General features: G+C 34.7%; 26 protein-coding genes. 10 read left to right on the forward strand and 16 right to left on the reverse strand.

Annotated features, from left to right (window positions below; translation table 11 throughout):
- Positions 1 to 63: 63 nt before the first annotated feature.
- The 4 genes from AXY_RS08615 to AXY_RS08630 all read right to left on the reverse strand — a co-directional run bounded on the left by AXY_RS08615 (position 64) and on the right by AXY_RS08630 (position 3,191).
- On the reverse strand, positions 64 to 834 hold the full coding sequence (locus AXY_RS08615; protein ID WP_015010415.1) for an alpha/beta hydrolase: 771 nt from the start codon (positions 832 to 834) through the stop codon (positions 64 to 66).
- A gap of 26 nt (positions 835 to 860) precedes the next feature.
- Positions 861 to 1,415 (reverse strand): tyrosine-type recombinase/integrase, encoded by a 555-nt coding sequence (locus tag AXY_RS08620; protein WP_015010416.1) that lies wholly within the window; start codon positions 1,413 to 1,415, stop codon positions 861 to 863.
- Positions 1,416 to 1,486: 71 nt separating this feature from the next.
- The gene (locus AXY_RS08625; RefSeq protein ID WP_015010417.1) at positions 1,487 to 2,149 is read right to left on the reverse strand and encodes a hypothetical protein; all 663 of its coding nucleotides are present in this window, start codon (positions 2,147 to 2,149) and stop codon (positions 1,487 to 1,489) included.
- Between the two features lie 97 nt (positions 2,150 to 2,246).
- On the reverse strand, positions 2,247 to 3,191 hold the full coding sequence (locus tag AXY_RS08630) for an AEC family transporter (protein WP_015010418.1): 945 nt from the start codon (positions 3,189 to 3,191) through the stop codon (positions 2,247 to 2,249).
- Between the two features lie 68 nt (positions 3,192 to 3,259).
- Here AXY_RS08630 and AXY_RS08635 point away from each other — a divergent pair, with 68 nt between their 5' ends.
- The 7 genes from AXY_RS08635 to AXY_RS13195 all read left to right on the forward strand — a co-directional run bounded on the left by AXY_RS08635 (position 3,260) and on the right by AXY_RS13195 (position 9,247).
- Complete coding sequence (locus AXY_RS08635; protein WP_015010419.1) at positions 3,260 to 4,045, forward strand: HAD family hydrolase; 786 nt, start codon at positions 3,260 to 3,262, stop codon at positions 4,043 to 4,045.
- 59 nt (positions 4,046 to 4,104) lie between these two features.
- Positions 4,105 to 4,968, forward strand: a complete 864-nt coding sequence (locus tag AXY_RS08640; RefSeq protein WP_015010420.1) for a Cof-type HAD-IIB family hydrolase — start codon at positions 4,105 to 4,107, stop codon at positions 4,966 to 4,968.
- A 103-nt stretch (positions 4,969 to 5,071) separates the two neighbouring features.
- Entirely contained in the window at positions 5,072 to 5,200 is a 129-nt protein-coding gene (locus tag AXY_RS12605) for a YjcZ family sporulation protein (RefSeq protein WP_015010421.1), read from the forward strand.
- A 126-nt stretch (positions 5,201 to 5,326) separates the two neighbouring features.
- Positions 5,327 to 5,686, forward strand: coding sequence for a response regulator (locus AXY_RS08645; protein ID WP_015010422.1), 360 nt, complete (start codon positions 5,327 to 5,329; stop codon positions 5,684 to 5,686).
- 154 nt (positions 5,687 to 5,840) lie between these two features.
- On the forward strand, positions 5,841 to 6,518 hold the full coding sequence (gene pgmB, locus AXY_RS08650; protein WP_015010423.1) for a beta-phosphoglucomutase: 678 nt from the start codon (positions 5,841 to 5,843) through the stop codon (positions 6,516 to 6,518).
- Between the two features lie 52 nt (positions 6,519 to 6,570).
- Positions 6,571 to 8,874, forward strand: a complete 2,304-nt coding sequence (locus AXY_RS08655; RefSeq protein ID WP_015010424.1) for a glycoside hydrolase family 65 protein — start codon at positions 6,571 to 6,573, stop codon at positions 8,872 to 8,874.
- Positions 8,875 to 8,944: 70 nt separating this feature from the next.
- A complete protein-coding gene (locus AXY_RS13195) occupies positions 8,945 to 9,247 on the forward strand; it encodes a transposase (protein WP_070104675.1) in 303 nt (100 codons plus the stop codon).
- A 207-nt stretch (positions 9,248 to 9,454) separates the two neighbouring features.
- On the opposite strand, the gene AXY_RS08665 is transcribed toward AXY_RS13195, so the two are convergent.
- The 3 genes from AXY_RS08665 to AXY_RS08675 form a co-directional block, all read right to left on the reverse strand.
- Positions 9,455 to 9,907 (reverse strand): Dps family protein, encoded by a 453-nt coding sequence (locus AXY_RS08665; RefSeq protein ID WP_015010426.1) that lies wholly within the window; start codon positions 9,905 to 9,907, stop codon positions 9,455 to 9,457.
- Between the two features lie 289 nt (positions 9,908 to 10,196).
- The gene (locus tag AXY_RS08670) at positions 10,197 to 10,781 is read right to left on the reverse strand and encodes a redoxin domain-containing protein (protein WP_015010427.1); all 585 of its coding nucleotides are present in this window, start codon (positions 10,779 to 10,781) and stop codon (positions 10,197 to 10,199) included.
- An 11-nt stretch (positions 10,782 to 10,792) separates the two neighbouring features.
- A complete protein-coding gene (locus tag AXY_RS08675; protein ID WP_015010428.1) occupies positions 10,793 to 11,536 on the reverse strand; it encodes a cytochrome c biogenesis CcdA family protein in 744 nt (247 codons plus the stop codon).
- Between the two features lie 146 nt (positions 11,537 to 11,682).
- On the opposite strand from AXY_RS08675, the gene AXY_RS08680 reads away from it, so the two are divergent.
- Entirely contained in the window at positions 11,683 to 12,018 is a 336-nt protein-coding gene (locus AXY_RS08680) for a thioredoxin family protein (RefSeq protein WP_015010429.1), read from the forward strand.
- Between the two features lie 185 nt (positions 12,019 to 12,203).
- Here the strand turns inward: AXY_RS08680 and AXY_RS08685 are convergent, their stop codons facing one another.
- Complete coding sequence (locus AXY_RS08685) at positions 12,204 to 12,968, reverse strand: helix-turn-helix transcriptional regulator (protein WP_015010430.1); 765 nt, start codon at positions 12,966 to 12,968, stop codon at positions 12,204 to 12,206.
- A gap of 88 nt (positions 12,969 to 13,056) precedes the next feature.
- Here AXY_RS08685 and AXY_RS08690 point away from each other — a divergent pair, with 88 nt between their 5' ends.
- Complete coding sequence (locus AXY_RS08690; protein ID WP_015010431.1) at positions 13,057 to 14,847, forward strand: family 43 glycosylhydrolase; 1,791 nt, start codon at positions 13,057 to 13,059, stop codon at positions 14,845 to 14,847.
- 132 nt (positions 14,848 to 14,979) lie between these two features.
- On the opposite strand, the gene AXY_RS08695 is transcribed toward AXY_RS08690, so the two are convergent.
- The gene (locus tag AXY_RS08695; RefSeq protein ID WP_231841339.1) at positions 14,980 to 15,684 is read right to left on the reverse strand and encodes a CBS domain-containing protein; all 705 of its coding nucleotides are present in this window, start codon (positions 15,682 to 15,684) and stop codon (positions 14,980 to 14,982) included.
- Positions 15,685 to 16,393: 709 nt separating this feature from the next.
- On the opposite strand from AXY_RS08695, the gene guaC reads away from it, so the two are divergent.
- The gene (gene guaC / locus AXY_RS08700; RefSeq protein WP_015010434.1) at positions 16,394 to 17,374 is read left to right on the forward strand and encodes a GMP reductase; all 981 of its coding nucleotides are present in this window, start codon (positions 16,394 to 16,396) and stop codon (positions 17,372 to 17,374) included.
- Positions 17,375 to 17,469: 95 nt separating this feature from the next.
- Here the strand turns inward: guaC and AXY_RS08705 are convergent, their stop codons facing one another.
- The 7 genes from AXY_RS08705 to AXY_RS08735 all read right to left on the reverse strand — a co-directional run bounded on the left by AXY_RS08705 (position 17,470) and on the right by AXY_RS08735 (position 23,523).
- A complete protein-coding gene (locus AXY_RS08705) occupies positions 17,470 to 18,141 on the reverse strand; it encodes a CPBP family intramembrane glutamic endopeptidase (protein ID WP_015010435.1) in 672 nt (223 codons plus the stop codon).
- Positions 18,138 to 18,416 (reverse strand): DUF3006 domain-containing protein, encoded by a 279-nt coding sequence (locus AXY_RS08710; RefSeq protein ID WP_015010436.1) that lies wholly within the window; start codon positions 18,414 to 18,416, stop codon positions 18,138 to 18,140. The genes AXY_RS08705 and AXY_RS08710 overlap by 4 nt, the downstream gene beginning before the upstream one ends.
- Before the next feature lie 4 nt (positions 18,417 to 18,420).
- Positions 18,421 to 19,818, reverse strand: a complete 1,398-nt coding sequence (locus AXY_RS08715) for an MBL fold metallo-hydrolase (RefSeq protein ID WP_015010437.1) — start codon at positions 19,816 to 19,818, stop codon at positions 18,421 to 18,423.
- Positions 19,819 to 19,954: 136 nt separating this feature from the next.
- A complete protein-coding gene (locus AXY_RS08720) occupies positions 19,955 to 20,743 on the reverse strand; it encodes a metallophosphoesterase (RefSeq protein WP_015010438.1) in 789 nt (262 codons plus the stop codon).
- A gap of 271 nt (positions 20,744 to 21,014) precedes the next feature.
- Entirely contained in the window at positions 21,015 to 21,965 is a 951-nt protein-coding gene (locus AXY_RS08725; protein ID WP_015010439.1) for a permease prefix domain 1-containing protein, read from the reverse strand.
- A gap of 1 nt (position 21,966) precedes the next feature.
- Complete coding sequence (locus tag AXY_RS08730) at positions 21,967 to 22,299, reverse strand: PadR family transcriptional regulator (RefSeq protein WP_041450155.1); 333 nt, start codon at positions 22,297 to 22,299, stop codon at positions 21,967 to 21,969.
- Between the two features lie 183 nt (positions 22,300 to 22,482).
- Positions 22,483 to 23,523 carry a M42 family metallopeptidase gene (locus AXY_RS08735; protein ID WP_015010441.1) on the reverse strand — a complete coding sequence of 347 codons (1,041 nt, stop codon included), beginning with the start codon at positions 23,521 to 23,523 and terminating at the stop codon, positions 22,483 to 22,485.
- Positions 23,524 to 23,571 lie beyond the last annotated feature (48 nt).

The following is a 23,571-nucleotide window of genomic DNA, read 5'->3' on the forward strand; positions in this document are numbered from 1 at the left end:
ACTTAGTTTGATTTATAAACATAAAAAAACCAACAGCCAAATATATTGACTGTTGGTTATAAATTATTGTATCGGTAACCACTTGATTACTCTTTCAATATGTCGATCCCAATAACTCCATTCGTGCTCACCTGAATCAAAAGTTGTTTCAATATCTAATGATAATTGATCTGTTAGTTGCTTAAATCGTAGATTATGATCAAATAGGAAGTCTTCTTTCCCACAAGCAAGGTAAAGCTTAGGCTTCTTACCCTCCATTTGATCCACTACTTTAGCTAAGTGAAAGATATCATGCATTGTGCCAACTAGTTTCTCACCACCAAAGGCATTAAAAACTACTTGATCCATTGGGTTTTCAGCGTTATCTTCTTGATTATGATTCGCTAAATCTAATACACCTGATAATGCTGCGCCTGCTGCAAATTGTTCTGGTTTATTTAAAAGCCACTTAAACGCTCCATAGCCCCCCATAGAAAGTCCTGCAACAAAATTATCTTCACGACGATCTGAAAGCGGAAAGAAATAACGAGCTATACGTGGAACTTCTTCGGTTAAAAATGTCCAATACTTTTTACCATAGCGCATATCTGTATAGAAACTATGGTCAACATCTGGCATGACAACCGCTAGGCCACGTTCATTGGCATAACGTTCAACTGACGTTTGTCTTGTCCACATTGAATGATCATCACTAAATCCATGCAATAAATACAATGTTGGAAAACGTTTCTCTAAACCAGCCTTATCTTTATTTGGTCGATCAGGTAAGATAACTGTCATCGTTGTATGTTTTGTCAATACATCAGAAAAAAACTCACAAGTCATTCTAGCCATGAGCGTATCCTCCAATATCAAATTACTTAAAATCGAACATCAACTTTAATTCCTGTAGGGTTTAAATTATCCAAGCCAATATAACGTTTCGTTGTCATAATCGTCCGTTGATGAAGTCGTTTCTGTATCAGTGAGATAGCGATTCCATTTCGATATGCGTGATATGCATAAGTTTTCCGTAGTGTATGCATATTAATCGATCCTTCAATCCCATGTCGTTTAGCAACTTTTTTTATGATGCGGCTTGCTTGCTGTCTTGAGATTGGTTCCTTTGCTTCTTTTGATTGGAAGACATAATCATCCATACCTAAATTCTCACTTGTTACATATCGATCTATTAACTCTTTTAACTGTGGATTGATGTATATAGGTGAGTTAGGATATAGTGATAAATTTAAAAATGTTCTAATTTCGTCACCTTCATAAACATCTTTCTTCTTTAGTTGTAATAAGTCTTTCATTCGTAATCCTGTATGAAGCGCTAACAAAACAAAACAGTAATTTCGTGTTGGACTAACTTTACTCGCTTCAATCATTGATCTAATCTTATCAACATCTTTGATCGGTTCGGTAGCTGACATAACCACACCTCCATGTTACATAAGTTTATTGTAACATACATTTATGTAACATTGAATGATTATTTTGACGCTTATTCTTCATCTTGATTAGTAGGGTTTTCATCCTGTGGTTCTTCTTCTTCTTGCTGATTTTCGTTTTGTTTTTCATCTGCGTTTTTATCTTCGTTTACATCTTTCTTTTCTTGCTGATCTGATTTTTCACTATCTTTTGACGAGTCAGTAACTATATTGTCCTTTTGATTTTTAGGATCTTCTACAATTGGATCTCGCTCTTCATCCTTATCCGTTTGAGAATTGCCATTTTTGTTCTCATCTGTCTCAGTATTATTGTCGTTATCTTGTTTACTTTCATCTGATTGATTACGTTTGGGTTGTGTAGTCTCATTAAATTGATTAGTTTTCTTTTGATCCTGATCAGATTGAATAATCTCATCTACAGTATCCACAACCTCAATCTGACCGACTGCTTCATTTACTAATTCTAATTCGTCTTCAAGTTCTAACTCGTCCAACTCTTCTTCAAGATCGTTCGTAGCTAAGTCAATCCGATATAAATGTTTCAACCGACGCGGCCGTTTATTCATTTTATGCTGACTGGACAACAAAATAGCTTCACCGTTTTGACTTCTAGAAAGCGCTGCACCTGATTGATTGCTAATCATAGTAGGGACAATAATGCCGATTACGGCAATGATTAATAGAGTCAATCCGACCATTACTGTTTTCTTTTCCATTTTATCACCTATTTTTTTGGTTTATAGCTCAACCATAGCATATAATAGACTTTTTTTGGACAATAAAGTGATTTTTTCTACATTATTTTTAGTTTTATTAAAATAATAAATTAGTCATCAACCAAATCAAGACAAAGCTCGTTAAAATCGTGACATTCGATACCATAACAACAAACTTATGATCATATTTAAACTCTTCAGCATACGGAATAACTGATAATGGAATTGGTAAGCATAAACCAATTAATAAAGTCATCATAATCATTTCTGAAACTGGTAAAAAGAAATATATGAGTATTCCAATGAAAAGTGACGCACCATATCTTGTAACTAAATATTTAATCAATCGCGATAAATAACGTCGATCAAATGTAAAGCTTAAATAAAGCCCTAACAATAATAATGATAGCGGCATATTTGCCCCTGAAATGACTGATGCAGCTTTCACTACTACATTTGGAAACGGTATTGACAATATTTTAAAAACAAATACGATTAAATACACCATTAATGGTATAGAGTTTGTCAATTTCTTAACTGCGTGACTAAACTTTATCGGTTCATCGCGGTCTAAATAATAATTACCGAGTAAATATGTTAAACCGAAGACAATAAAAGCATTACCTGCATCTAACATACCGAAATACTTAATCCCTTCTGCCCCCCAAATACCTTCTACTAAGGGAAATGCAAATAGGCCGATGTTCATACCAGGAATCATCATAATGAGTACACCTTTATATGATGCCGGTTCTTTCCTAAATACAAAGATACCGATCAATGCAAGGATTAAGCCAAAGCCAAAACCAGCAATGATCAAGATAATTAACGAAATTTCTAATTCTAGTTGACTAAATGATGCAATAATTAATGCAGGTAAAGTTAAATTAAAGATTAATCTTGATATAATTGCTCCATCTGTTTCCTTTAATAACCCCATTTTCTTAAAGATAAAACCTAAACTAATAATAATTACTGATAATATAAATTGTTGATTAAATGCTGACACAACCGACCACCCCATCCATTCTCTCTCTTTCATTCCACAAAAGGATTTTCTTTTATGATATAGTTTATCTTAGCACAAACATTCATTTAAAGGAGAGGCAAATGATCACTGAAAAAATATTATTTTTAGATATAGACGGGACGATATTATTACCAGACCATACGATTCAAGCCTCAACGATCGAGGCAATTAAACAAGTAAAAGCACGTGGAGTTAAAGTGTTTTTAGCAACTGGTCGTCCACTTCATGAAATTAGTCAATTGACTGAAAAACTCGGGATCAATAGTTGCATTGGCTATAATGGTGCATATGCTGTTGATCAAGGAAAAGAAATTTACTCAAAACCAATGGATCGACAGCTTGTGAGCCACTTTGTTGAAACAACAAAAAAGTTAGATGAAGACTTTGTATTCTATACGAATCAAGCAAACCTATTTTCCAATCTTGATAAACCCTATATTAAACATTTCTTCAATTATTTCGACTTAACCAAAAATGAAATTTATACAGATACAAATCAAGATTCTATCTTAGGTGGAACTGTGATAAATGTTAAAGAAGATCATCTAAAGCATTATCAAAGAGAATCAATCTTTTTATCGGAAGTAAATGTAGATGGAATGAGGGATTCTTACGATATTATTCAAGATACGACGAACAAAGGCGAGGCGATTAAATTTATTCTTAACGAATACGATCTTAATCCAGAACAGGCGATTGCATTCGGCGATGGCTTAAATGATCGAGAAATGTTAACCTCAGTAGGACATAGCTTCGCAATGGGAAATGCTAACCCAGAACTGTTTAAATATGCTCGTTATAAAACAACATCTGTTACCGATAATGGTATTTTTAATGGTTTAAAACAACTCGGTTTAGTTAATTAGAATACTAACTACAACTTTCAAGATAAAATTTACAATCACCAAAGGAGTAACTAGAGATTATGATAAAATTAATTGCAATAGATTTAGATGGGGCATTATTAAATTCGACTGGGAATATTAGCGAAAGAAATAGACAAGCCATTCTCAAAGCACAAGAAAAAGGTATTGAAGTTGTAGTTGCAACTGGACGATCTTTTGAATCTGCTAACCGACCAATTAAAGAAGCCGAGATCGTTTGTCCGAAGATTTGCGTTAACGGTGCAGAAATCTATCAAGAAAATCATGAAAAATTATCTTCAATTACGATGAGTAAAGAAAACATCGTAAAAATTATTGCGATTACAGAAGCTCACGGTGCTTATCTAGAGATATACACAAATAAAGGCATTTTCGCAAAGCAACAAAATGAAATAATAGAGATTTTAGTTAATGCTATTCGTTCAAATCATCCCGAACTATCAGAGGCTGAAGTTCAACAAAGAGTTAATCAAAGATTCCAAGAAGAATCATTCCTATTTGTTGATTCGTTTTCTTCAATATTAAATGATCCAACTATCGAAATTGTTAAGGCTTTAGCATTGTGCTTTGATCCTCAAAAACTAACAACGATAAAAACAGCACTTGCAAATGAAGCTGAATTACTGATTACGTCATCCGGATTTGATAACTTAGAATTTAATCATCCCAATGCACAAAAAGGTATCGCATTAGAGAAATTCGCCCAAAAGAGAAAGATAACCAAAGAGCAAATCATGGCAATTGGTGATAATGAAAATGACCTCTCAATGCTTAAATACGCAGGCACTAGCGTTGCAATGGCGAATGCAAAAGAATCAATCAAACCATTAGTAGATCATATTACTACTTCAAATGATCAAGATGGTGTTGCACTTGCGATCGAAGCAATTTTAAATCAAAATTAATTCATTCACCACTACTTTTAAGCTCAATCTAGACTAATGCCCTAGCATTCACGCGACAGACGCATATATTAATGTATCTCGAGTCTAAGGTGGTGAGATTTTCATGTATGATTACGGATGTTGCTATCAACAACCAGTTCAACAACCTACTCCATACCGTTATGGTGGTGGATTTGCCTTAATCGTCGTACTCTTTATTTTGCTTATCATTGTTGGCGCTTCTTTTTACTAAGATGACTAATGGTCAGTCATTTTTGGCTGACCAAATTATTTTTTAAACAGTTCTCGAAATTTGTCGAAATATATTATTGTTTGATATAATAATTCAATCATCATTTATGATGAAAGGAGAAATAATATGTATACAGTACTTACCGTTGATGATTCTTCTTTCATGAGAACATGGATTAAACGAATTTTATCAAGTAATCAGACCATCAATACAATTGAAGCATCGAGTGGACTTGAGGCAATTTTAATCTATCTAAAAATCAAACCTGATCTCGTCATTTTAGATTATAATATGCCAGAATTGACGGGTTTGGATGTATTAAAGCGGATTAAAAGCATTGATCCCAAAGCTAAAATCTTAATGTGCTCAGCACTTGGGACAAGCTTTAATATAGAAGAGTGCTTGTTGGCAGGAGCCATTGATTTTGTCACAAAGCCAGAATTTAATGGATTGTTAGAAAAAGTACAAACCATCCTTAACGATTAAATACCTGCCCTCCCTCCTTCTTAGTTATTTTCAATCATTTTTAGAATGCTAGTAAATAATTTTTATAATCAATTGATAAATTAATTTCATAACTTATTTGATTAAAACGCTTTCTTTTTTGTCATTACTACGCTAAAATAAAGTAAATATAGTTATGAAAGGAGTTGGTGAGTCATTGAAAAATGAAATTGCCGTTTTATTTGATTTAGACGGTGTTATTGTCGATACTGCAAAGCATCATTACTTAGCTTGGAAGCAGCTTGCAGATGAGCTAGGTTTTGATTTTACAGTTGAAGATAACGAACGTCTAAAAGGTGTCAGTCGAATGGATTCGTTAAATATTCTATTAGAAATCGGTAATATTTCAGTTAGCGAATCAGAAAAAATATCCCTAGCAAGCAAAAAGAATCAACGTTATGTTGAGTCCATTTCAAATATGGATGAACGTGACATACTACCTGGCGTAAAAGCATTTTTATATGAGCTGAAATCAAATGGTATTCCTTTTGCACTTGGCTCTGCGAGTAAAAATGCACCGATGATTTTAAAAAAAATCGGATTATATGATGATTTTAGTGCTATTGTAGATGGTAACGCCATTAATAAAGCAAAGCCAGATCCTGAAGTTTTCATTTTAGGAGCTAAAAAACTTAACGTTGAACCTGAAAATTGTGTTGTATTTGAGGATGCTCAATCAGGAATCGAAGCTGGAAAACGGGCTGGAATGAAAGTTGTTGGTGTAGGTGATCCAAAAGTTTTAGCTGGAGCAGACCTTTATATTGATACGATGGAAGATATGACCTTATCGCGTATAAAAGGCTTATTTTTTTAACTATCAATGCAAACGGTTGCTCTAAATCAACTATTTTGAATGGAGGTTTAAAATGAAAAAGTATTTAAAAGAACATGAGTGGTCAATTATTGAAGAAGGTTTTGACCCAGAAAATCACGAAGTTTCAGAAAGTGTCTTCAGTATTGGCAACGGCCACATGGGCCAAAGAGCAAACTTTGAAGAAACCTATTCTGGCGATTCTCTCCAAGGAAGTTATATGGCTGGTGTTTATTATCCTGACAAAACTCGGGTCGGTTGGTGGAAAAACGGTTACCCAGAATATTTCGCAAAAGTATTAAATTCCACAAACTGGATTGGATTAAACATCATCATCGACGGTGAAGAACTCGATCTTTACCAAGCAAAAGTACATGAATTTGTTCGAGAGTTAAATATGAAAGAAGGCTACTTGCAACGTACTTTTGTCGCTGAGCTTCAAAATGGTAAGCAGGTTAAAGTTCAAGCAACTCGTTTCGTTAGTATCGTTGATAAAGAGATCGGTGCACTTAAATATGACATTACACCAATTAATTTTTCCGGAACATTAAACTTAACTTCATATCTTGATGGAGATATAAAAAATAAAGATGCAAACTATGATGAAAAGTTTTGGGATCCTGTTAACACATGGATTAACGATAACCAAATGTCTGTTACTTTAAAAACGAAGAAATTAGATTTTCATTTTTGCTCAACTGTAGAAACTCAAATTTTTATTAATGGTGAAAAACAAAAGATTAGCGCTAAACCAGAAGAAAAACTTAAATTTACTAGCTTAAACTATGACTTACCACTCACTAAAGATGTAACAACGACCATCTATAAATACGCTGCAAATGTAACGAATCGGGATCATGACACTGACAGATTAGAAACCGTAGGAAAAACTGTACTAAGTCAGGCGGTTGCAAAAGGGTTTGATGTCTTAAAACAAGAACAAGCAGATGCATGGGCACTGAAATGGCGCGATAGCGATATTATTATTGAAGGTGATGTCGCAGCCCAACAAGGTATCCGCTTCAATATCTTCCAATTAAATCAGACTTACACTGGTGAAGATGAACGATTAAATATTGGTCCAAAAGGATTTACTGGTGAAAAGTATGGCGGAAGTACTTATTGGGATACAGAGGCTTACTGTTTACCATTCTACTTAGCAACAGCAGACCAAGAAATTGCTAGAAATCTATTAATTTATCGTTATAACCATCTTGAAAAGGCGAAGGAAAATGCACGAAAGCTCGGCTTTAGTAAAGGTGCGCTTTATCCGATGGTTACGATGAATGGTGAAGAATGTCATAATGAGTGGGAAATTACATTTGAAGAGATACATCGTAATGGTGCGATTGCATATGCCATCTATAATTACGTGAACTATACAGGTGATCAATCTTATCTTGGCGAGTACGGTATTGAAGTATTAATTGAAATCTCACGATTCTGGGAAGAACGTGTAAACTATGTTCCAGCTAAAGATGTCTATATGATGTTAGGTGTAACAGGACCTAATGAATACGAAAATAACGTTGACAACAACTGGTACACAAATAGAATTGCAAGTTGGACATTAGAATACACCATTGAAGTGTTAGATCACTTAAAAGCAACAGATCTTGAGCTTTATCAAACTTGGATCGACAAACTTGAGCTTAAACCAGAAGAAGTTAACCAGTGGAAAGATATCATTAATAAAATGTATTATCCAATTGATGAAGAACGAAATATTTTCTTACAGCAAGATAACTTCTTAAATAAAGAAATCATCCCTGTTGCTGAACTAGACAAAAAACATCTCCCACTAAACCAAAATTGGTCATGGGATCGAATTTTACGCTCATGCTTTATTAAGCAAGCAGATGTTTTACAGGGATTATATTTCTTAAATCACGAGTTCGATCTCGATACGATTAGGAGAAACTTTGATTTCTATGAACCAATTACAGTGCATGAATCTTCGTTATCACCTTGCGTTCACTCAATCTTAGCTTGTCAATTAGGTTACAAAGATAAAGCTTATGAAATGTATTTACGCACTGCACGACTCGACTTAGATAATTATAATAACGATACTGAAGACGGCTGTCATACAACAAGCATGGCAGGAACATGGATGTCTGTTGTACAAGGATTTGGCGGAATGAAGATAAGAGACAATCAACTTTGTCTAAATCCATTCATTCCAGGCAATTGGAACTCATTCTCGTTTAAAATTGTATTCCGTGGTGCACGCCTGATGGTTCAGGTTGATCAAGAAAAAGTCACGATCACAAACGAAAGCAATACACCTGTTGACTTACATGTATATGACGAGCAACACAAACTGAATGGAAATTCCACTTTACAAGTTGCTATATAATCCTTTATTCCAAACTGAATACATTTAATTATGCAGAAAACCCAGGAGATATTCCTGGGTTTATCTTATTATGGTTGTACAATATATAACGTTAGTAAGTTTGAAAACTAGTCTAAAAACTTTAAGAATGTATTTACCATATAAACAGAGTAGTTTTATTCACACATACGACAACGGTCGAATTGAAGGGATTAATAACAAGATCAAGGTACTAAGTAAAGTCGCATACGGTTATCAAAATTTTTATAATTTCAAGAAACGAATGATGATTCACTTCAAGTTTAAATCAATAGAAACTAATTCTAGTGAAAAAATGAAAAAGAAACACGATATGAAGCAGCCATTTAATTTAGAAGTGAAAAACAGCAGGTGAAATACACGAGACTCCTGCGGTAATAGCACGAGCTGAAGATCCACTAAGGCAAGCGTTCTTTGCTTGCCTTAGTTAGCTGAAGCCGTGCCCGCGGAAAGCGAGTGTATTTCACCTGCGGTGAACAAGTTATATCTTTATTAAAGCTAATATAAATTTATTCGCGAGTAATTATAAAACCTACCAACACTATTTGACATTGAACTCTTATTATTTATCTAAGTATGCTTTTAGCATCCAGATGTGTTTCTCTAGATCTGTTTTATAACCAATATAGAGATCTTCAGTAACAGGATCATCTGCTTCCCCTGCTAACTCAATTCCCTCTGAAGCATGCTCAACAATTTTCTTAAAATCGTCAATCACACTTTGAACCATCTCTGATTGGCTCATTTCAGATGTATATGGCTTTTCTTTAATAATAGAATGCTCGATAAACTCCTGAAGCGTTGAATATGGACGACCTTCTATCGTCAATAAGCGCTCTGCAAATTCATCAAAGTATTCATTAATTTGATCGTAATATTTCTCGAATATTTCATGCAATGTGAAGAAATGTTTTCCCTTCACATACCAATGATATTGATGTAATTTTGTAAATAACATACCTTGTGTTGCGACTGCAACATTTAAATGATCTTTTAATGCTTTATTTTCTGCCATGATATGATGACCTCCTATTTTTTTATCAATAGATCTGTTTTAATATCTACCCTTTTCTTTTCAAACTAAACATAAGCGCTAATCGAGAAGGTAATCTTGATTAGATTAGTTTAGTTTATCTATTAACTTATAATTATTATAAATAAAAACTTATTATAAGTCAAGACTAAATTAGCATCCAGGGTATGACATCATTTGATTATTATGAGCCAATTTTCTAAATATAAACGTGAAAAAGATCACTAATGACAAGCACTGTCTAATGAGTGATTTCTACCATGATCATTAATTAATCCATTGAACGAAATAACTCGAGCATCATGTTATAATCCATTGCACCAATAATTTTATGAGCAATTTTTCCTGACGAGTCAATCATGAAAGTAGTCGGGATTGATTGAATGAAATAGAGATCAGATATATTGGCATCTAAATCTATTGGTATTTTAAAAGTTAATTCGTTATCATTAACAAATTGACTTACATCTTCTAAACTTGCTTCAGTTGATGTAATATTTACCGCCAATATTTCAATGTCATGTTCTTGGTAAAGTCGCTCCATATCAGGCACCTCTGCTTGACAAGGTGGACACCACGTTGCCCAAAAGTTCAACATAACTTGCTTTCCTACATAATCTGATAATTTAATCTGTTGACCTGCTAAGGTATTCGTCATAAAGTCTGGCGCTAATTGACCAATATTTACGCCGATTTCTAGATCTTGATTGATGAAATCATCTTCTTCATTTAACTGTTCTGTGATTTCATCAATTAGCTTTTCTCCTTCACTATTCCGATCAGATTCTGATAAAAATAAGAATATTGTCCAAATCAACATCAAACTTATAGCACTATAAATAATGATTTTTTTCATCTCTGTCTCCCCTATCCCAAATTAGAGAACCATGATTCTTGGATCATTCGTAGTAACACATTCGATAATTTCGTCAACTGGCCTGAAAATAATAACAGACCATATATGACGATTAGAGCGCCACCTAATTTAATGACTTTTTCGCTATACTTAATCAGCCACTTCGCATAGCCTAGGAAAAAACTAAAAATTATAAATGGTAATGAAAAACCAATAATATATAAACTCGTATAAAGCAGACCTTGAGTAGGATTTGATCCCGTAATCAGTAAGATTGAAGTAAAGATCGGACCTATACAAGGCGTCCAACTAGCAGAAAAACCAAAGCCTACAAAAAAGCTCCTCAACATGCCAACAGGTCGTTTTACTCTTGGGAGTGTGTATTGCTTCATCATGATTGGAATTGTCAGCCAGCCACCTATGACTAACCCTGTCATGATTAGCAAAATGCCGGTTAACCTTTGGATGAGTAAGCCTGTTCTTCCTATCAAAAGCCCTTGGAGCCATTGACCAAATACAGACACACCAATCCCTAAACTAAAGTAGACTACCGATAGACCTAATAGAAATACGATAGAATGAATCAGTATCGTCATATGCATATGAGACTGACGCCGATGAACCATGAGATCTTTAACACTAACGCCGGTAATATAAGATAAATACGCTGGAAAAAGCGGTAATGTACATGGTGACAAAAAAGAAACAATTCCCGCACCTAAAGCAAGTGTTGCTGATAATTCAAGATTACTCATTTTCCCACCCTTTCTACGACACGAGTTTTATCAAGGCTATTAAATTTAACTATTATCTATTAGTTGCTATTAAAGCTCAGTCATTGAACTTTCAGTTGTGTCGTGTTTAAATGAACTTACAAACTAATCTAATAGGAGCGAGCAATGTGGAACCATTTAAAGAATTGCCAAACATGAACGAGATTGAAGCATTTGTATTAAATCACAAACTGGCTTTCTTATTTATCTCAAAACCAAATTGTAGTGTATGTCACAGCCTCTTACCACAAATTAAAACAGTCATGAAGCAATATCCACAAATAAAAACAGGACAAGTAAATACAGATCATGTCCCTGAAATTGCAGGACGATATAATATCTTTACTGTTCCAGTATTAATTTTATTCTATCAAGGTAAAGAATATTTACGTGAAGCAAGATTTGTCCCGATTGCACCATTTAATGAAAAAATCAAACGAATAGTTGATGGCGTCAACAATTAAAAAAATGCTAGTTGTTCTTAGTTAAGATTCACTTGACATTGTGCAAATGTGAATCTAAGAGCAACTAGCATTTTTTATCATAATAGAATAAATCAATAAATAAAGACCATATATCAATTTATTTTCAGCTAGAATCAAGTAGTATAGAGATATACGGTTATTTGTACATACCGATCAGCTGTCAATTATTTTTCTCTAATTGATGATCTTCGATACTCTAATGGGGTCTGCTTCGTTATTTTTTTAAATTGACGATGAAAATGTTCGATATTTTGGTAGCCTGACATTAACGCAACTTCATTGACTGATAGATTAGAGTTTAATAATTGGTCTTGAGCAAAGTTAATCCGTCGATTGATCACATCATTCATACATGAAATATTAAATTTTTCCCGGTAAATGGCCTGAAGATAGCTTGGGCTAATGTTTAGTTTTTCCGCCATAAGCTTAACAGACCACTCCTTCTCGGGTGAATTATATATTTCCTTACGTAACTGGATGAGTTGATGCTGAATCGCTAAATTTTCATCGTCATGATCTAACAGTTTTTTAAATAAAGCTGAAAGCAGGTGATGAATAATTTCATTTGATTTATCGTTGGACTCTGCATGCTCCCACGCTAATAATTTTATGATTTGATGACAATACTCTGGATCCTGTGGCGAAAAAGGCTTGCCCTGAATTGGAAAGTCACAAACATATGCCTCATCGGAGTCAAAGCGAATCCAATCATTTTCATAAATTGATTGACTAGCAGAATAATAGATCTTTTGATTAGGTGGAAATAAAATTGCAGAATAAGCGGGATACTCCTCTAACTGACCGTCGACATAGAAATATGCCGGCGTATGCGTGAGTAAAAATAACCAACAATCGTGTCCATTCGGTAAATCAAAAACAAAATTAGCTCCATGTTTGATGTCATATCCAATATAACGGATCAAATTCATGGCACACCTCACTTATGTATCATAATAGAAAAAATCAATTCTATTATAATTTATGCACAAACATTACTCAAGGAAAGAAGGTATATTCATGTACACATTATTAAACTATCAAAGAGTAGAAAAGCATACCGATTTATATAGTGAAAAGCTCGCTAAAAGTATGCACTTAGCACTAAAGAAAGATGATGAACCATTTCAAGCACTAAACTCAAACTTTGGGATCCTATTCGCCAAAGCCTATGAGGATGAAAATGAAGTTCTACATTCAAAATCACTCATCAATTCTTGGTTATTCAAAGCGAGAAATGATGAATTCGCTGTTGTTGCAGTTCGAGTAAATCCAGATGGAACAGCTGATGAAATAAGTAAAGGGTGTATTTTAGTTTTTGAATCAAAAAATTTACTATCATACACTGAACTCCCATTACTTAAATTGTCTGATCAAACAATTGTAGACGTAACCGCTAGTTATGATCCATCAACAGATCACTACGTCATCAACTGGAAAGAAGAAAATGGTTCTTGTTACCAAGTGACAACTACTGATTTTAGATCAGCAATTGATCTTGATAGTAAAAAGGAAATCGAGCAACTACCATTAGAAAACTTTGATCAGTTTGAAACAGATATTGAAGGCGTTATTCCAAGAAATACGATTGAAATTTCTGATGAACTTGGAGATTACTTAATTAAAAAACTCGTCACACCACATAATATCGAAATTCAATTGCCTGAATCCATTGAAGTATCATCAATGGGAGAATTAGCTGCGATCAAAGCAACAGCCGTTTATAGTGATGGTACAACGAGCGAGAAAAAAATTGATTGGTATGCAGATCAAATCGATTTTTCCGTGCCTGGGGAATATGAAATAAAAGGAAAAGTACATCAAGATCATTTCCCATTCCCGATCGCTTGGAATCGAGCAGATCCATGTGTTGGTAAATGGAATGGCAAGTACTACTTTATTGCAACTAATGACGCTGACGGCAATAATAGTTTATATATTCGAGAAGCAGATACAATTCCTGGACTTGTGACAGCTCAAGAGGTATTAATTTTGGATACAAAACAATATCCACAATTTAAGTGCTTGTTATGGGCACCAGAGTTCCATATTTTAAATGATCGATTCTACATCTTCCACGCTGGATCACCTGGTCGATTTGAGGATCAGGCAGCACAAGTCATGAGATTAAAAGAAGGTGGCAACCCAATGATTCGAGAAGATTGGGAAATGCCGCGTATGGTCGTTAAAAAAGACGGTACACCATTAATTGAGAACGGAATCACACTCGATATGACTGTCATCCCTAATAAGGGACGCTATTTTGTTTCCTGGTCACATCGTCCACTCAAACCTTATGATTTAGGTGCATGGATTTGTATTGCTGAAGCTGATCCAAATGAACCTTGGAAGCTTATTTCAGATATCGTTACTATCGCTAAACCAGATTACGGTTGGGATAATAACCACACTCCTGTTGTTGAAGGACCTTACCCACTCATTCGTGATGGGAAGATTTTCTTAACTATTTCAGGGGCAGCAGTAGATAGCACATATGTTGTTGGACTACTTACAGCTGATATAGATTCTGACTTATTAGAGCCATCAAGCTGGGTTAAAACAAACTATCCATTACTAACCTTAAATGATGTTGAAGGTGAATATGGACCTGGACATAACGCTTATGTAACTGACGAGGACGGTAATGTTTGGAACACGTACCATGCTCGCCCAGGTATTAACGCTCCACGTAGTTCTGGTATCCGTCGAGTTCACTTTGACGTTGATGGCTATCCAATTCTTGCTCTAACTGAAGAAAAGGATTTAAATCCAGATTTAGCAATCGTCACAGCTAAGATTACAATAAAGTAAGATAAAAATTTCATTATGCATAAACAATAAAAACTCCTAGAGCAGTGTGTTTTTCAATCACTTGCTCTAGGAGTTTACTTGTATAAACTAATATTTCAATAATTATTTACTATGATTACAAACCTACTTTTATTAAGGCACATGTAATAAATCACTTGGCGTAACCATTCCTAATAGCTTTTGATTAGGCTTACCGTCTTCTGTAATTAATAACGCTGCAATACCTTGATGCTTTTTATACATTTTTAATAGTAATGACTCTGCTTGATAAATATCCATTGTACGTGGAATAAAATGATAATTAGGCTCTGATTCACGATCGTCAACCAATTGAATAATCGGGGTTTTTAAGATTTCATTAAAATTCCCATTTAGCTGACCTGCAAGCCAGTGCAATACCGTTTTATCTGTAATTAATCCGACAAACTGCTTACTACGATATACAGGAAATTGCGTAAACTTAGTCTCACGAATGACATTTAATACAGATTTTACAGTTAAATCTGCTTGAAGAACTTTTAATGTTTTTGCAAAAGTAGGAATAACTAGTTTTGGCGCGACCATCTCAGCTGCTATTTTTTCAATCGCCTCTACAACTTCAATATGCGGATCAGCAATCGTATAGTTAACTTCGGTACGCTCGTGGACGATGGCATTACGAAGCTCAGAATACTCCAATAAATCATTATGGTAGCGGTTGACAATTGCATCAGTTTTCCTCAAGCGTAATACAGCCCTAAAAAACGGAACATAGCTCGTATCATCAATTTGTTGATTAAAATACTTTTCTATTTTGTTAAATGCCACTATAAAACGCTCTGCTCTCTCCACGTACATCACCTCAGTTAGTTTGATCTCAGTATAACCGAATTGGTTTATATTCTGCAATTTTTCAGGATAAAATACTAGCTACCCATATTTAATATAAAGTCCTTAATATCTTGTTTGATAAGTTTTTTGCTGTGTTAAACTACTGACAATTGATTGTAACCATATTTTAACTTGACAGCCGTTATATAATATATTATGTACACATTTATATGGAATAGAGTAAAAATAATTTACAATTATATTAAAGGGGTAACCACATGTCTTATCTAGCTATACTTGCTGCGGGTGTGTTCTTTTTAATCGGAGCAATTATTAGCCTTTTTATGTTTTTTAAAGGGTTTGGAAAAAGCTATCTAGTTCTTACAATAGTTATGCTTATATTAGTATATTTTATTTTTGACCTTTCAGGATCAGCATTTAATTCACTATCCTAAAATTAATTGAATCAAAAACACAAAAAAGAAGCAAAATCAACAATAGGGTGATCTTGCTTCTTTTTTTATATTATAAAGTTAAAATTCGCTAGTTAAAGACCTACTTGATTTATATCCTTCCTTATTTGTTATAAAGAGATTAATTAATTGCTGTCTTTGTAAAATATTCAGATTTTAAGGGGAAAACCTTTGACATTGGGTTAATTTTATTATATAGTACGTAATGGCCGAACGATTTATGGCTAACATATAAAAATCATTCGTGTTTAGGAGTGTTATAAATGGATAATGTATTCGATTATGAAGATATTCAGTTAATTCCCGCAAAAAGTATAGTAACAAGTCGTTCAGAATGTGACACATCAGTGCAATTAGGTAAATATACATTTAGATTGCCTGTTGTTCCGGCAAATATGCAAACAATTATTGATGAAAAGCTTGCTATCTATTTAGCGGAGAATAATTACTTTTATGTTATGCACCGTTTTGAACCAGAAACACGTGAACAATTTATTAGAGACATGCATGAACGTAAACTAATCGCTTCGATTAGTGTTGGTATAAAACCAGAAGAATATGAGTTTGTTGATTTATTAGTTGAGGAAAAATTAGTCCCTGAGTTTATTACGATTGATGTGGCTCATGGACATTCAAATAATGTCATCAAAATGATTCAATATATTAAAGAAAGATTACCTGAAACTTTTGTCATTGCTGGTAATGTTGGAACACCAGAGGCCGTACGTGAGCTTGAGCATGCTGGTGCTGATGCAACTAAAGTAGGGATTGGACCTGGTAAAGTATGTATTACTAAGCTAAAAACAGGCTTTGGTACAGGCGGTTGGCAATTGGCTGCATTAAGATGGTGTGCTAAAGCAGCAAGTAAGCCTATTATTGCTGATGGCGGAATTCGCCAACACGGTGATATCGCTAAATCGATTCGATTTGGTGCGACAATGGTTATGATCGGCTCATTATTTGCTGGTCATGAGGAATCACCAGGTGAAACGATTGAAATTGATGGTAAATTGTATAAAGAATACTTTGGCTCTGCTTCAGAATACCAAAAAGGTGAGCGACGCAATGTCGAAGGAAAGAAAATGCACGTTGAATATAAAGGATCAATCCAAGATACACTTACAGAAATGGAGCAAGATCTCCAATCCTCAATCTCATACGCAGGCGGTAACCACGTGATGGCAATCCGCAATGTAGATTATGTCATTGTAAAAAATTCAATTTTCAATGGAGATAGCTATTAAGATTTGATCTATACAGAAAAAGCGCCAGCTATTAAATGAACTGCCCCCTGTCAAGTAGACAGGGGGCAGTTTACATCTGAGTGAAGACTTTTTACTTAACCAATGATCCCAAATAAATGTAGACCAATCGTATTAATCGCTAGATTGCTAGCTGCATGGACAAAATAAGATCCATAAATTGATCCTGTCTTGTCATTGATCCAATTAAACAATATTCCTGCGACAAATAAACTAAATACTAGCAAAATGAACAATGGCACAGAAAACCAGTTTGTCATTATTGCGACATGATAAATACTAAAGATCCCAGCACTAATTATATAAGCATAGCTTGTCTTTACGTATTGCATTAACGTTAGAAATAAGATTCCTCGAAAGAAAAATTCTTCAATAAATGCATTTACAATTGGAATATATAATGCAACAAAGATAAAATTATCTCGATTAATCGCCATCGTTTCTTCGAGTGTTACCGTCACACCAGTTAAATCAAACAAATGACCAATTGCTAAATACACACCAATAATAAACAGATAAATGATCACACTACCAACAACAATTAATTTTCGGCCTTTTTTTCTAAAGAAGAGTAATTCTTTCAAGTTAATCCACTTAAAAATCCAATTTAATACGAGCGGTACGATTACAAATAAAGTGATTTTAACCGCTGATTTAACCCAATAATTCGGCGCGAGCCACAAATCAACCGGCGCCATTAACGAAACAAGCACACCAACTGAAAGCAATAAACTGAAATATTTTTTCATTCGATCTCCTTTTTTCTAAAGCGACTCCCCGTCGAAGCTGCACGCAATTTCGCTAATTTCGATTGAACAGCAGACTTTCGTTCACGAGTCTTGTCCTGATCAAGCTCAATTGAAACAACAACATCATCATCAAGCTCTAAGACTAAATAATCGCCTCGCTCTGCCCCTTCTGGCAATTGATTTTTATCAATTAAAAATTCCTTCCCAATTGATTCTGCTAACACAACTGCCAGATCATTTTCAGTAAATCGATCAATCATTGCTTCTGTTTTCATTTAATCACCTCACACATGCTTTTTGTTCATTAATAATATCTTTTAGACGAGCATCACCAATGCCCTTAATCCGCTTCAGATCATTAACAGAATTATAAGGTCTCAACTCAATTAAATCTTTTACTCTAACCTCACCAATATGAATAATCTCCATCAATTCTTGTTCGCTTGCTGTATTGATATCAATACAACCTGCTGGAACCTCTTTTTTAACTTCTTGTTGTTTTGGTTTTTCTTGCTTCGGTTTCTCATCTTGTTGTTTTGGTTTCTCTTGCTTTGACTTTTCTTCTTTTTGTTTTGTTGGTTGCTTTTCTTTAGTACTAGATGAACTTGTACTACTTGAATTATTGGAGCTACTTGATTCATTTTTACTTACAGTAGCCTTCGGTGGAATAAATGCTTGATCAATTGTAGACTCAAGCTTAACTGAATTTCCATCAGAACTAAAAATAATTGTTCCATGCTGATACGTCGCATAAATTTCCGCTCCCGATTTAACGAGTCGGTCTACAACTTCAACGTGTGGATGACCATAACTATTATTGGCACCGGCTGATATAATCACATATTTCGGATCAACTGCCTTTAAAAATGATTCACTTGTAGATGTGCTTGATCCATGGTGACCAGCATGTAAAATATCAGCAGATAAATTACCACGTACATCCAACATCGCACTTTCTGCTCTAACACCTGCATCCCCCGTCATTACAATCCCTGTCTTACCAAATGCAAAATAAACTGAAATTGAATCTTCATTCGAGTCATTCGTTAATTGCTTTGGTGCAATCACATCTAAAAATAGATTACCAAGTTGATAGCTTTCACCAGCTCGTGGTTCATGATAGCTAACACCATGTTCAATAATTTTATCTAACGTATTTTCAAAGGTTTTCGATGTCGATTCAACACCAGACATCCAAACTTCATCAACTTGAAACTGATCTAAGATTAATGGCATTTGCCCAATATGATCTGCATCTGGATGTGAACCGATTAGTAAATCAATTTTTTCAACACCGACAGATAACAAATATTCTACTACATCTCGACGGTTCCAATTCCCTGCATCAAAAAGTATATTAACATCACCAGTTTGAAATAGCGTCGCATCGGCTTGTCCGACATTGATAAAGTGAACTTTTAAGTTACCTGAGACTTGTTTTGGAGTCGTTGTCTCCTCTTCTTTTGATTCTTCTTTTGATTCATCTTTCGATTCTACTTCTGAATCTTCAAGTTCTTCATCCTCTTCCACTTCTATTTGATCATCATCTTCAGTTTCAATAATCGTTTTTTCAGATTGGTTAACTGGTTCAGCTTGTTGATAGTCTGTACTTAAGCTCGAGCCACAACCGGTAAGAATAAATAGTATCGTCATTAAACTAATAAAAAATTTCTTCATTATAATTCTCCTTCTATTTCCATTTCGGGTGCGTTCGCACTCAATTATGCGTTTTCGCACATAACCATAGTGCGTTCGCACTCAAATTTAATAATTCGCACATAAATTAGTTTTTTCGCACTCAATATTCCAATAATTAGTTTTTACCTGTAAGAGTTATCATTGATACTTGCGCTGGATTCAAAAATCGAATTGGCCACACACTAGTACCTAGTCCACTATCAATATACAGACTTGCACCTGAATCTAATTGATACAATCCTTTATCATATTTTGGAAAAACCCCTTGATCAGGTGCGATGATTCCTCCGATAAAAGGTACTCGGATTTGACCACCATGTGTATGTCCACTCAAAATCAGCTCTACTTGATGATCAATCGTTAAAGGCGCATGTGATAAAAATACAGTTGGTTTTGATAGATCAACCGCTTCAAACGCAGCATCGATATCTGCATGACCAGTCGTATAATTTGAAATTCCAACTAAATTGAACGACACATCATTGATAGTAAGATTGATAGTTTCATTGACTAATTCGGTCACACCGTAGTCATTTAAAACTTGTCTTAACTGATGAAAAATCAAGCTATCTTGCTCATGATTTCCAGAAACAAAATAGATTGGACAGTTAATTGTCGAAAGCTGAGCTAATAAATTTTTCGTATTCTCTAAATCTGTCGTTTTTCGATCAATTAAATCTCCTGTTAAGACGATCAAATCTGGTTTCAACTCTGTAAGATGATGATATTTTCCATCAAGATTCCGATTATGAACGTCTGTAATTTGAAGCATATGTATCTCTTGGCTGCTTAATAATTTTTTACTATGTATCGTAATTGAATTGACTTTAATAGCTGTTGTATCTTTAACGACTATAATGATTAGTATAAGAATCACAAAAATGAGTAGCAGATATTTTTTCATAATCACATGCCTCTTTCTCTATGATTATATAAATTCTAGCATTAAAACGTATAATCGTCTATTTGATTTGAAATTTTTTCCTTACCAAAGCAAAATAAAAACCGACCTCTTATAAGAAGTCGGTTAATCACTCGATCCTGGACGAGTGATCTAGAAATTTGCGGCGCATCACTGTCTCCACATAGACATTTGAAGTGTGCGTCTTATGCAAAATAGCTCATCGCTCTAGTAATATAACATGCTGATTACATAAATACAACTACTTTTTTTCTTAATCTTCATTCATAATACTTCGAACAGCTGCAAATCCTCCAAATAATAAGCCTGTAATCGGGAAGATCAACCAATTAATGTGCCATTGGTTAAAGATGAACCCAGTTATTAAAAATATAGCGACAGCTAATGGCCATACAAATGCTGCAACAGCACCGACGACTTTATCTTCTTCGTCTGCATTTGGTTTTTGGTAATTTTGTTCTTGGAGTAATTTTTTGTATGCTGAATCTTGTTCACCATAGTAAATAAACAAAAAGATTGCGATTGCGATTAATCCAAGCAAAATACTTACGCCAATACTAGCATAGGCGCCATCTACTACTGAAATTATTATTAAAACTAGAGGTGCTACAATACATAGCACAACACCGATAACGACAGCCTTCAATTGATCAGAGCGAAATTCATTTGCCTCCTGCTCTAATCGATACCTTTGATTTGGCGTTATTTGATAGTTGTGTAGCATCGCTTTAAATGGTTCCATCCGGTGATCAGCAACAATGAAAATTGCGACTGAGACCGCAACCATCAATAATAATGGGATTAAACCAGCAATATTTAATAGCCGATTCTCGATTTCCATTACGGACACCACACCATTAATTAACATAAATATTGAAGCAGCCAGTAAAATCAAACTGACTCCGATGCCAATCATTTTTCCGAAGTGTTTGTTCTCTGCTAAAAAATCATTTACTTCTTGATCTGACAATGCCCGCTCAGCCTCTTCTTCAACTGCGTAACCGAGTTCCTCCATTAGTTCATCAATATTACCAAACTCACTAATCACCGTTCCAATTGCTTCATTTTCGGTTTTCCCAAGGTTAATCAGCTCGTGATACTTTTCTTCCATATTCATGCTTAATTCTTGTTTAATTTGTTCAACTTCTGGTGTTTTCGGTAACTTAGCAAACATCGTTTCCAAATACGACATAATCGTGTCCATCCTAATTTCCACCTTTCGTTAAAAATTGACTTACAACTTTTTGAGTAACGACCCACTCATCGGCTTTTTCCCTTAAATAGGCTCGACCTGATGCTGTTATATGATAGTACGTTCGTTTTCTTCCTTGTGTCTTCATCTCTTGACTTGATTCGATATAACCGTTTCTCTCTAACCGAGCAAAAGCAGAGTAAAGAGTTGTTTCCTTCATTACATAATTTCCATTTGATCGTTCTTTAATTAATTTTGAGATTTCATATCCGTAAGAAGGACCTTCTAAAAGTAAGCTTAAAATAATCGGATCGTTATATCCTCTCATAATATCACTTGATAACAATTAGCCACCCCCTATACTCCACCTGTCGTAGTAACTTAATTATACAACGGATACTACGACAGGTAAAGTATTAATTTAAACTATTTTTTCCTTTTGTAATAAACATTGCTGCTAACACCTATCCATTTCAATCAAAAAAAGACGAGCGACAACTTTACTAAACAGTCATCTCTCGTCTTACTTTTAATATGATAACATTTCTGATACTAGATATGCTTTAATTAATGCTTCAGTATGTGCTAATGAATCAACGTGTGTACGTTCAAATGCATGAGAAGAATCAATCCCTGGTCCAATTAGTCCATGGATAATATCATGCCCAGAACGGATTGCCGCTGATGCATCTGATCCGTAATATGGATAAATATCAAGCTTGTATTCAATCTGATTTTCCTCTGCAAGCGCAACTAAATGCTTTCTTAATCCATAATGATATGGCCCGCTTGCATCTTTCACGCAAATCGAGACTGTATATTCATCAGTTGATTGACCGTCTCCCATTGCCCCCATATCAACTGCGAGGTATTCTACTGTTTCAGGCGTGATATTAGAGTTTCCACCATAGCCAATTTCCTCATTATTTGAAATTAGGAAATGGGTTGTATAAGGTAGTTTTACCTTATCTTCAACAATTTGTCGGACGACTTCCATTAATATTGCAACACTTGCTTTATCGTCTAAGTGGCGTGATTTGATAAAGCCATTGGCTGTCTCTTCAACACGAGGATCAAAAGAAACAAAGTCCCCAACCTCAATACCAAGTGCTCTTACTTCATCTGCAGATGACACTTTTGCATCAATTCTAACTTCCATATTATCTTGATTTCGTTCAGCAGTTCCTGCATCCTTATAGACATGGACAGAAGTTTGTCGCATTAATATTGTACCGGTAAAAACCTCACCAGATGACGTTTCGATTTGGCAATACTCGCCTTCAATTGAGTTATAACGGAAGCCACCGATTAGATCTAGCTTAAGCCGACCATTTGATTTAATTTCTTTCACCATTGCCCCAAGCGTGTCGACGTGCGCTGTCAACATCCGGTGTTGTTCATCGTTCTCACCAGGGATTGTCGCGATTAAACCACCTTTACGATTCCGCTTCGTTTCAACCCCTAAGTTTTGAAAATAATCTTCAACAAATTGAATCACTTTTCCTGTGTTTCCAGATGGACTTGGAATATTTACTAGTTGTTTAATAAGTTCTACTTTTCTATTTGTCATATAACCCCTCTTTTCTGATTATTATTCTACCTTTAATCATAGCTCAGC

The organism is Amphibacillus xylanus NBRC 15112, from assembly GCF_000307165.1.
GTDB lineage: Bacteria > Bacillota > Bacilli > Bacillales > Amphibacillaceae > Amphibacillus > Amphibacillus xylanus.